This is a genomic window from Desmonostoc vinosum (assembly GCF_059505385.1).
In genome coordinates, this window is record NZ_JCACKM010000204.1 from 1 (window position 1) to 10,260 (window position 10,260).

The 10,260-nt window shown below is 39.5% G+C and carries 6 protein-coding genes and 2 pseudogenes; 2 read left to right on the top strand and 6 right to left on the bottom strand.

The window, feature by feature from the left end; translation table 11 throughout:
* Positions 1–71 precede the first annotated feature (71 nt).
* Positions 72–1,856, bottom strand: a complete 1,785-nt coding sequence (locus tag AC5JMF_RS24505; RefSeq protein ID WP_495798312.1) for a M61 family metallopeptidase — start codon at positions 1,854–1,856, stop codon at positions 72–74.
* 233 nt (positions 1,857–2,089) lie between these two features.
* Here AC5JMF_RS24505 and AC5JMF_RS24510 point away from each other — a divergent pair, with 233 nt between their 5' ends.
* On the top strand, positions 2,090–3,331 hold the full coding sequence (locus AC5JMF_RS24510) for a hypothetical protein (protein WP_495798313.1): 1,242 nt from the start codon (positions 2,090–2,092) through the stop codon (positions 3,329–3,331).
* A 216-nt stretch (positions 3,332–3,547) separates the two neighbouring features.
* On the opposite strand, the gene AC5JMF_RS24515 is transcribed toward AC5JMF_RS24510, so the two are convergent.
* The 5 genes and pseudogenes from AC5JMF_RS24515 to AC5JMF_RS24535 form a co-directional block, all read right to left on the bottom strand.
* A complete protein-coding gene (locus tag AC5JMF_RS24515; RefSeq protein ID WP_495798314.1) occupies positions 3,548–4,231 on the bottom strand; it encodes a Crp/Fnr family transcriptional regulator in 684 nt (227 codons plus the stop codon).
* Between the two features lie 581 nt (positions 4,232–4,812).
* Positions 4,813–5,361: pseudogene (locus tag AC5JMF_RS24520) on the bottom strand (pilus assembly protein PilB); the annotation flags it as partial.
* Between the two features lie 486 nt (positions 5,362–5,847).
* Positions 5,848–6,054, bottom strand: a pseudogene (locus AC5JMF_RS24525) (pilus assembly protein PilB); the annotation flags it as partial.
* Between the two features lie 292 nt (positions 6,055–6,346).
* A complete protein-coding gene (locus AC5JMF_RS24530; RefSeq protein WP_495798315.1) occupies positions 6,347–7,534 on the bottom strand; it encodes a HetZ-related protein 2 in 1,188 nt (395 codons plus the stop codon).
* Between the two features lie 396 nt (positions 7,535–7,930).
* Entirely contained in the window at positions 7,931–8,551 is a 621-nt protein-coding gene (locus AC5JMF_RS24535) for a hypothetical protein (protein WP_495798316.1), read from the bottom strand.
* Between the two features lie 148 nt (positions 8,552–8,699).
* On the opposite strand from AC5JMF_RS24535, the gene dacB reads away from it, so the two are divergent.
* Positions 8,700–10,172: a D-alanyl-D-alanine carboxypeptidase/D-alanyl-D-alanine endopeptidase gene (dacB, locus tag AC5JMF_RS24540; protein ID WP_495798317.1), complete on the top strand. Its 1,473-nt coding sequence runs from the start codon at positions 8,700–8,702 to the stop codon at positions 10,170–10,172.
* Positions 10,173–10,260: the final 88 nt, after the last annotated feature.

Genomic DNA, 10,260 nt, shown 5'->3' on the forward strand with positions numbered 1-10,260 from the left:
GTGAGGGCATTGACAAAATCATCATTCGTTTTAATATCTAATTCACATTAGACGTAATTACGAATTACGAATTAACGAAGAGTTGACAACATCCCCCCCAACCATTCAGTAAAGTTTTGTTGCTGCGTTGTGGAAGCATGATCAACAGGTTTTAGTTGATATCGTGTAGGACGTGGTGAGGCTAGGATGACGGAATAAGTACGCAATTCGTCTTGGTGGAAAACTGTGATTTGGATAGTATCGTCTGGTTGGTAATCTTTGAGGCGATCGCTTAAACTATTAGCCACAACTTTAATTCCATTGATAGCTAGCAACTCATCGCCTGCATCAATTCCCCCTACTTGTGCTGGTGAACCTATCTCGACAAATTTAATTATTTCTCGTCCATTTTCAGAATTTACTTTCATACCTAAATAAGGTTCTTCTTCCTGATCTGCGATTAACTGCAAACCAAAGGGTTCTAAATACTGGTTAAAAGGCAAATCATCAATACCATCAATGTAGCGTTGAAAGAAATCGCTCAAATCAATTTCCGCCACAGATTCTATAACTTCCTGTAACTGTTCGGGAGTATAACCAATTTCGGCTTGTCCAAATTGCAACCACATTCTTTGCATTACATTATCAAAAGAACGCTGGTTATCATGATGGGAACGAATCAGTAAATCCAGCAATAACGATACCATTTCTCCCTTCAAATAGTAGGAGATTTGGGAATTACCACTATTAGCATCTGGACGATAAAGCTTAATCCAAGCATCAAAGCTTGACTCAGAAACAGGTTGTACTTTACGTCCTGGTGTCAGTTCATATCTAGTAATTTCCTTACTCAAATGATTTAAATACGACTTAGGATCATAAATTCCAGCGCGTAAAGGAATTAGTAAATCGTAGTAGCTGGTACTACCTTCACAAAACCATAAAGATGGTGTGTAATTTTCTTGATCGTAATCAAAAGCTTCTAAAGCTTTGGGGCGAATTCGTTTGACATTCCACAAATGAAAGAATTCATGTGCCACTAATTGGATAAAGCGCTCATATTTATCTTGAACGCGAAAGCCAAATCGTTGATAAATTAGAGAACAAGAGTTTTTATGCTCCAAACCACCAAAAGCTTGGCTAGTTAAATGTAGCAAAAAAACGTATCTTTCATAAGGCAAACCGTTAAATATTTGTGCTTCTACTTGAATAATTTTCTGGATATCGGCTATCAACCGTTGAACTTGCAAATTACCTTGTCCCCAGATTGCCAACTCATGGGGTTTTGCCAGTGCCTCAAATTGATACAATTGGTGATGACCAATTTCAAAGGGGCTATCGACAAGAGTATCAAAATCGCTAGCTAAGAAAGTATTTGCTTTCTGGGTAACTGCTGGTAAGGGAGTCGTAATTTGCCATTCTGGATGCGGTGGTGCGATCGCTACGCGAATTGGTTGCTTCTCCCAACCTGGTATCCTAAAAAATAATGCCGCACCATTGAAATAAGCGTGAGTAGCATCTAAGTGATTGGTTCGTACCGTTAGCTCATTCGCAAAAATACGGTAACGCACAGATAACTCTGAAACACCTTCTTTTTCTATCTGCCAGTGATTTTTACTAACTTTTCGCCAAGACAAAGGCTTATTACCAGTAAAAGCCACAAGATCCTGTAAGTTTTTAGCATATTCCCGCACCAAGTAAGAACCAGGAGTCCACACTGGTAGTTTTAAGTCCAGAATCGGCAAGGGATAATCTACAAGGTTTAAAGTCACCTCAAACAGATGGGTTTCTGGTTGAGATATTGTCACCAAGTAATCAATCTTCGGTTCGGTATCTTGGATATCTTCGCTAAGACGAGGTGCTGTTGCTTCAGTCATCTTGAGTACTAAAGTATTAGTTAATAGTTAATATTAAACTTAAAATCTAATACGGTTTAGTTAGTGCCAAAAACCTTAATCTGTGTAAGTTGGGTTTCGCTCCTCAACCCAACTTACACAGATTTGCTGGGTTTCACTTCGTTTCTTTGTTTAAATAAATTTATTTTTTGAGATTTTCATGACTTTTATATTAAAATCATTTTTTATCAAAATCATCACAATCCCTAGACAGCATGATTAGAAGAATACGTCGATTTTTAAATCAATTATTTAATAAATCTAGAAAAATTAATGACGAACCACTAAATAAAGTAAGTTTAATTGTTCTGATTTTGGTTGATATTTTTATCTTAATAAATGTTTTTACAGGACTTGATGATATTAGTAGATGGCACATTAGTCCAGAGCAAGCTTATCCTTGTTATTCTGAATGGAGAAACTACAAAACACAAACAACTCCAAATAAAGATTATGAAATCCTCAGTTTTGGATTACTAGATAATCTAAGTAATCAATCCAGTCTTCAGCAGATATATCAACAAGCACAAGTAGGGCATCTCGGTAAGGTTTCAGAAATATGCTTGAATTATGCTAAATACAAAGACCAAACTAAAAATTCTCAAAACCAACAGATCGTCAAAAATATTGCTCAAAAAGAAACGAAAATTAGCACATTGGAACAAGCTAATCGTAACATTCGTAATCAATATGATTCAACACTATTAGAAAAAGTTGCAGGTCAAGCTCCTGATAAATCAATAAATCAAGTAAGTGCAGAAAAAGCAAAACAGGAATTAGAGCAAAACAATCGTCAAGTTACTACGCTGAAACAGGAAATTTCTAATCTTAAAACTGAATTGGTTGCGAAAAAAGAAAGTACTAGTTTTATTGCTTTTATTAAAGACGGAAATCAATTTAGTAATCTGGAAACAAAGTATAAGCAAGCATCATTTTGGTATCCAAGCATCCAACTTGGTTTACAATCAATTTTTCTTATACCGCTAATTATTATCGCCTTAGCAGTTCATAGCTTTACCCAACGCCGAGGATATGGACTCATCTCACTAATTAGCTGGCACTTGCTAGTTATATTTTTGATACCGCTATTGCTCAAGATATTTGAATTTCTGCAAATTGGTGCAATATTTAAATTTATCTTTGATATCATTAATACCCTTTTTGGTAGTTTACTTTTTCTAATTAGTTATATCTATATATTGTTGATTCCACTAGTTGGTTTTGGAATTATCAAGTTTTTTCAAAAAATTGTTTTTAATACTAAAATCCAGGCAGCTAATAGAGTTCAAAATTCACGGTGTATCAGTTGTGCTAAGAAAATTCAACCTCATGATCCTCACTGTCCACACTGCGGTTATTACCAGTATATAGAATGTCAAAACTGCCACAATCTTACTTATAAACATTTACCATACTGTAAACATTGTGGACAGATTCAAGATTCCGGTGGTAATTAGCCCATAAAGAGAGACGCACTATTGCGCGTCTCTACACATCCAAAACTACTTTTGATAAAACTTAACCGAACCGTATTAAGCTGATACGTTTTTAAGTTGCATAGCTCAAACTTCTAGAAATAGGCGGGGACGAGGAGACGCAAAGATGTAATTTAAATGACGATTAGCTGGCTATAACGAGAAAATATAAATATCTCTTTATACCATTCCCCATTGTTAAATTCTCCCGGCTAAATTCACCAGTTGTTTGAAGTTAACAAGATAAATAGTATTGTTAATATTATCAATTTTGAGCCATCCTTTCTCATGCAATTTTTCCATGATTTTAGTGGTTTCCTCAACTCCAATTTCTGTGACTTCTGCTAAATCTTTAAAGGGAATATTAAAAATTTCTTTCCCTCTGTCTGATTCTTGACCGTAGCTTTCACTTAAAGTTACTAGGGTATGAGCAAGTTTAACAGCTGGTGGTGCCGATCGCATTTGTAAGCGCAGGTTAATTTGTCGCAGGCGTCGCACCATCAATTGGAGCATCCGATGATGTAATTGCGGATCTTTAAATAATATTTGAATAAATCGCTCTCTGGAGATGCTGAGTAACTTCACGGGTGAAAGAGAAATAACATCAGTTGAGCGCGGAGATTCGTCCAAAATTGCCATTTCTCCAAAAAAGTCACCCCGGCCAAAAATGGCCAAAGCCACTGAATCATCCCCAGAGGTACGCCGGACTTTAACCCATCCAGAAACTACAAAGTAAACTGCATTACCCCAAGCATCTTCCATCACAACAGCTCGTCCAGCCGGATACTCATGTTCAATTGCAACGTTGAGTAGCCATTCCAAAGTTTGGGGATTGGCTGTACTCATTAAGGGGAAAAATTCACCAAAAACCTCAGTCTGCATGAAATATTTGCAATAATATAGATTAAAAATGGAAAGCTAATTTTGCTACTAATACCAATTCGCAATGCAAAAAGCTGGATGTCATAGCATTTCACTAAAAAAATGATCCAGATACGTAGGTTGGGTTGAACGAAGTGAAACCCAACATTACCAGGGTTTTTGGCGTTGGGTTTCGTTCCTCAAACGCCACTTCACTCAAGTCGAGCCAGCCGCTTGCGGGGGTTCCCCCCGTTGTGCGAACTGGCGTGGGAAACCCGCCCACGTGAGTGGCTCCCCAACCTACATGTGTTGCAAATTTTTTTGAATTGGTATCACAAAGGTTTGAAAGTTATTAGTCTAGTATTCCACTACAACATAACAATTATGTGTGGAATCGAGATCAGCGGTTTTACTGACTGAGGTAAGCTGTTCTACGTTTGGTTTAAATATTTTTTTACCTCACGCAGAGCCGCAGCGAAAAGTCGGAGCGCCGGCTTCCGGCAATAGCGCAGCGTAAAGCCTCCGGCATAGCTTCGCCAACGTCTCTGACGAACTGAACTTTTCAAGACACAGAAAGAGTTAAAAGAGGAATTTGAAATTACTTATGAATTACTATTTCTTGATGAATCACTACTTAATGAAAGTATTTTAATCTGTTGATCTACATTTTCTACTAGTTGATTGAGAGTAACCAAGGCCTCTAATTGCTGAGAGTCAAGACTAGAATTTAAAAGCAGTCGTTCTTTTAGTTCGTGCAACTTGAAGCTAAGCTGTTGAGCAATTCCTACGGTGTCACGGCTCAGGCGTACTAATTGTTGTTGTTGGTAGAATTTTAATGCTGCCCCTCGCAGTACTTGTAATGTAGCTTCTTCACCATAAATTCCTGGCATGACTCGTAAACGCAATAACAGACGGGTTTTTTGATATACGCATTCTTTCTCTATCTGTTTTGGTTCTGCAACTGTTGCCACAGGTAGAGAAGCAAACCGTTTTAATTCGTTAAGTACTCCTTGGAAAGTCGAGAGTGGCAGTTTATCTAATACAGACTGCAAGACTCCATTGTCACTCCACAGTATTCTACCTGCGTAGGGTTGTCTTTCTAAATACAACCGACCGATTCCTCCAGCCAGAATTCTTCCTAGTAGTTCTTCTAGTAATTTTTTGGGTGGTAGTGTTGGCAGTTCTTCAACAGGACTAAATAGATGAGAATTTGACGCTGGTAAAAGAGGTAAGGTGTCTGTAAGTGCTGCTTTGGAAGTATCCTGAGCTTGACTTTTATTACTAGGAGTTATGCAGGCAGTAATTTTAGATGGGTTATCTGGATATTGTGGCATTGGGGGCAAATCTCCCCCCTGCCAAGAATGATGATTGCTCTGTGTTTCGTCGGGTACTGTTAATGTTAATGGCTGATTTGGTTCAGAGTCAGCTGCTGCGGGAGGAAGGGGTTTATCGGTGATGGTGGGGAAGCTATTTATTGGGAGTATTGGTTTACCATTTTGTTCGGATGTGTTTTTGTGGTTGAGGTATGCTGACAGTAGTTTGCGGTGAGTTTCGGCAGCGATCGCTTCTGTCACCAGAGTGCAATTAATATAAGATAAAATTCGACCAACATAATCTAGCGCTTCGCCATCTTGTGGATGAACCATGCCTAGAAAGAGGTTGTTGTCTTTTAATTCAAAGGGCAAAATCTGGTGGTAAAGGCAAGCTTCAAAAGATAAAAGTCGATCTATTAGCTCGAATATTGGCTCGCATTCCCCTTCTTGCTCCCACTTACTTGGAGTAGCGTCTGGCACTTGCTCTAAACTTGCACTGATATTAGTTGGTTTGCCCTCTGAAGACAACATAGGTTTGATTAATTGGTGTTTGGTCTTAATACTATATTGCCTCTAATTTAATTGGCAGTTAGTAAAGATACCTTGATGCTTTGTTAAAAGTTAAACTAATTTCATCCCTAATAGGGGTTATTACACAGGGGACTGGGTGATTCGTAATTCGTAATGACGCTCCTACGGACGCTCGTACCTCGCTAACGCTGCGAAGCGCGTAATTTGTAATTCGTAATTATTCTCCCCTGCTTCCCCTGCTTCCCCTGCTTTTCTCATCTCCCCCAAACAACAGGTGTAAATGCCTCACAGCTTACTCCTGGGTTCTTAAAGCTTGGGCTGCGAGGTAGACTTTAGTCCATTCGCCCATTACTTGATGAGTTTTGAGTTTTAACAGTTGAGCTGTTGTTTCTATTGAGTTACCTGATTTTCGCAAGTCTAATACCTGCTGTCCTAAAGGAGTCAGTTTTTTATACAGTTGCTGCCATTGGTTTTGTGTTAGCCCTAAGTTGTGTTCTTGTAAGGAGATTGCCAACCAGCTATCTACAAGTTCTGGTTTGCCTTTGAGGGCAAAGACGCGCACAGCATGATAACTAATTTTTTCTCTGAGTCGGTATATTTCTTTAATTGGCTTACTCAGTCTTTTGGCAATTTCATCCTGAGATTTGCCTTGCAAATACATTGTCAGCCACTCAACTGCTTCTGTGCCTAAGTTTTCTTGTAGATAATCCGCAAAATCGTTTTGCACTGATTGACGTAGGGCTTGTTGTTCCTCTTGTTGTTGTGCTTCTTGATATTCTGCGATCGCTTGGGTATCTACTAGGTTAATGCGATTGTCGCTGTCATCTGTCAGAATTTCTTCTGACACTAGCCTAATTAAGTCACGGGTTGGTACTTGGGTTAATCCACCACGCTGAGTGCGACGTAGGTAGTTGACGAAGCGATAAGCTAAGAGGGGCTGGTTACGTACTGGTCGTAAACAATACTCTTCCATACTGGCGAATAAGAGAGTATCTCGTAATCGTCTATCGCTGGTAATTTCGGCGATATCAGCCATTTGTTGCTGCATGTAGGTATCGCTTTGCAGCAATTCTTGCAGTACTTCTTGTAACACATCCATGACACTACGCTGGCGATCGCGACTTAGAGATACCCAAGTTTGGATCTTATTACGTAATGTTACTAAACTCCCCAAGCGAGTGATCAAGTTACGATAAGCTCGTTCTCGCCCCATTCCCAAGTAGCGTTGGCGTAAAATTCTCCAACGATATTCCATCGCTTGCTTGGCAATTTCCAGTTCTTTAGGGTTGAGCAAATCAAACCGTTTTGCGTCAACTCCGATTAGCCAGAGAATAATATTTTGCTTTACAGCCTCGCTTTGTTCTGGACATTCCTCTGTTAACCGCTTTTGCCAATATAGCGCCAGTTTTTCCGCCTCCGTTGCCATAGCGAGATTGCGCTCCTCGAAACTCAATTTTAAAGTTTGCATCACAACCCCCATTTCTCCCACTTAGTTATTTAACTGGCAGCTGCCCCAGATTTCATGAATTTCCATGAAGTCATCTCAGTGATTCCACTTTTATTACGTCTTGATTCACTAGATTTATGCAGAAAATCCTGCATTGGTGTTTTGCTGTCCAGTTTTAAGTGCTGAAAATTAAGGCTTGTAAAGCATTTTCGCTAATTTTGATAATCTTAAACCATTGTAAAGTTATGTGTGGAAACCTGAGACTAATAATCCATTGATGGGATAAGGAGATACACCTTTGCACGAGCCGGACTGGAAAATCTGACATTTGGCACACGCTCCGAGGAACGAATCTAATCTAACTCAAAGCCAGACGTTATATTGCGCGTATAAGTTTCAAAATAGGGAGTGGGGATTAGGGAGATGTAATCAATTAGAAATTGGTACGTTTTTGAATGCAGCTGTATCTGGCACAAAGATATCCAAATTACTGACACCTTCAGGAACTCTTACCCAAACATAGGCATCAGCAGAGGAATTAGGACGTAGCTGATATAAAGCAACACTCCCGGTGGAACGCTCAAATGCAACTCCCTTGTAAGTTTCACTAGTCTCAGGGTTACGAGCGGTGGTACTAGCAATTGATATTGCACTACCACCACCAACTGAATCTGTGGTTAGGCGACGGACACGCATTTGCACGTTGATGACATCGCGGTTGTTAGTTTCTGGATCTTTTATCCGCTTGACTGAAAGTAACTCGACTTCTGCCTTATTGCTAAAAGCCGGCTGCACAAATTTACCTGGCTGAATTTCTGAAGTATTGGTGGTTACTGGTGTTGTGGCTGGTGATGGCGACGCTGTGACTGCTACTGGACTTGATGCTTGAGTAGGAGTATTACTTACCGTATTAGTAGTATTTAGCATTTGTCGCAGCGTAAAAACTTCGTATGCAGCATAGCCACCGCACGCTAAAGCCAAAGTAGAGAGTAATACAGCCATACCAGACAGAAATGTATTCACACCGTTGCCTCGATTTTTTAATGCCATTAATAATATTTACGCGATCGCTTGCGTAATAAATATGTAAACATCTTTCTTATACTAATTAAGTAACTATACTGATAAACTTCTTCTGTCTGAAGAAGGAATTTGGACTCAAGGTAAAGAAAACCTTTCTTTGGGATGAAGAGTTCTGATGAAACTTAACGCATTCAATCAACCACTGACTTTTGTGCTGCTATTTTTAACTACTCAGTTCTCATTTAGTCGTGAAGTTGCTCAAGCCCAAACCCAAGCTGTACCTGTAACTACACCAAAATCCATTTGCCCTGCCCAACTGGGAACGGTTGTTGATGCTGTAGTCAATCGTCCCCTATTTAGTCGGGTACGTTGGGGAATCTTAGTACAACCTCTGTCATCTGGGCAAACTCTCTACAGTCGGGATGCACAAAAATACTTTACTCCAGCCTCGAATGCCAAGCTATTGACAACAGCCGCTGCATTACAGCAGTTAGGCGCAAGTTTTCGCATTCGCACTTCTATTTATCAAAATCGGGATGGTGTTTTGCGTATCGTAGGTAGAGGAGATCCCAGCTTGAACGATACTCAATTACAAGCATTGGCAACGCAGCTGAAACAGAAAGGTATTACCCAAATTAAGCAATTGATTGCCGATGATAGTTACATTCAAGGGGATATTGTTAATCCCACTTGGCAATGGGAAGACGTGCAATCAGACTACGGCGCACCTGTCAATAGCTTTATTTTGAATCAAAATGTTTTTAGTTTTAAAATCGTACCCCAAACTGTAGGTAAACTTTCACAAGTAGTGTGGAACGATGCCAATGAGGCGCGACAATGGCGAGTAGTTAATCAGTCGATTACAGTTGCTAAAGGTCAACCAAGTTTCATCAACGTTACTCGGAATTTATCGGGAACGATATTACGAATTGAAGGGCAATTAGCAGAAAATTCTGAACCGTATTTACTAAATTTACCTGTAGTTGATCCTAATTATTATTTCTTACGTCGTTTTCGTGCTGCTTTGACTACAGAAAAAATTACTTTGGGACAAACATTAGTAGCAAATGGTGGTGAAAATCAACAAGAAATGGCAGCTGTAGAATCACCACCTTTATCTGATCTGTTAACAGAAACAAATTTAAATAGTAATAATCTTTATGCTGAGGCACTGTTGAGAGCTTTAGGTTTTAAGCAAACCAAAGTATTCAATAAAAATACTGCCAACAATGGCTTAGAAGCTGTCAAAGCAAGTTTAACCCAGTTAGGAGTAGATCCAGCAAACTATGTTTTGGTCGATGGTTCTGGGTTATCACGTCGCAATTTAGTAACGCCAGAAGCTTTAGTGCAAACTTTGCGGGGAATTGCGCGAACACCAACAGCGTCTGTATATCGTGCATCTCTACCCGTCGCTGGGAAAAGTGGTACTTTGAAAAATCGCTTTCAGAATACGCCTGCTGAGGGTATTGTGCAGGCAAAAACAGGTACATTAACAGGGGTGGTTTCCCTCTCTGGATATGTAAATGCGCCTCAGTATGAACCGCTGGTTTTCAGTATTATTGTCAATCAATCGGAACAACCTGCAACAGTTATTAGGCAAGCAATGGATGAAATTGTTGTTTTGTTAACGCAATTACAGCGTTGTTAAAAAATATGTAGAGATGCAAATTTTTGCGTCTCTATATTAGACTTCTTGCAAAAATACTTGAACCGTCAGAGACTCAAGTCTCTGCCTA

Coding starts and splice junctions, on each gene's coding strand:
- dacB (WP_495798317.1), top strand. CDS start 8,700: ATGAAACTTAACGCATTCAATCAACCACTGACTTTTGTGCTGCTATTT.
- AC5JMF_RS24505 (WP_495798312.1), bottom strand. CDS start 1,856: ATGACTGAAGCAACAGCACCTCGTCTTAGCGAAGATATCCAAGATACC.
- AC5JMF_RS24515 (WP_495798314.1), bottom strand. CDS start 4,231: ATGCAGACTGAGGTTTTTGGTGAATTTTTCCCCTTAATGAGTACAGCC.
- AC5JMF_RS24535 (WP_495798316.1), bottom strand. CDS start 8,551: ATGGCATTAAAAAATCGAGGCAACGGTGTGAATACATTTCTGTCTGGT.
- AC5JMF_RS24530 (WP_495798315.1), bottom strand. CDS start 7,534: ATGGGGGTTGTGATGCAAACTTTAAAATTGAGTTTCGAGGAGCGCAAT.
- AC5JMF_RS24510 (WP_495798313.1), top strand. CDS start 2,090: ATGATTAGAAGAATACGTCGATTTTTAAATCAATTATTTAATAAATCT.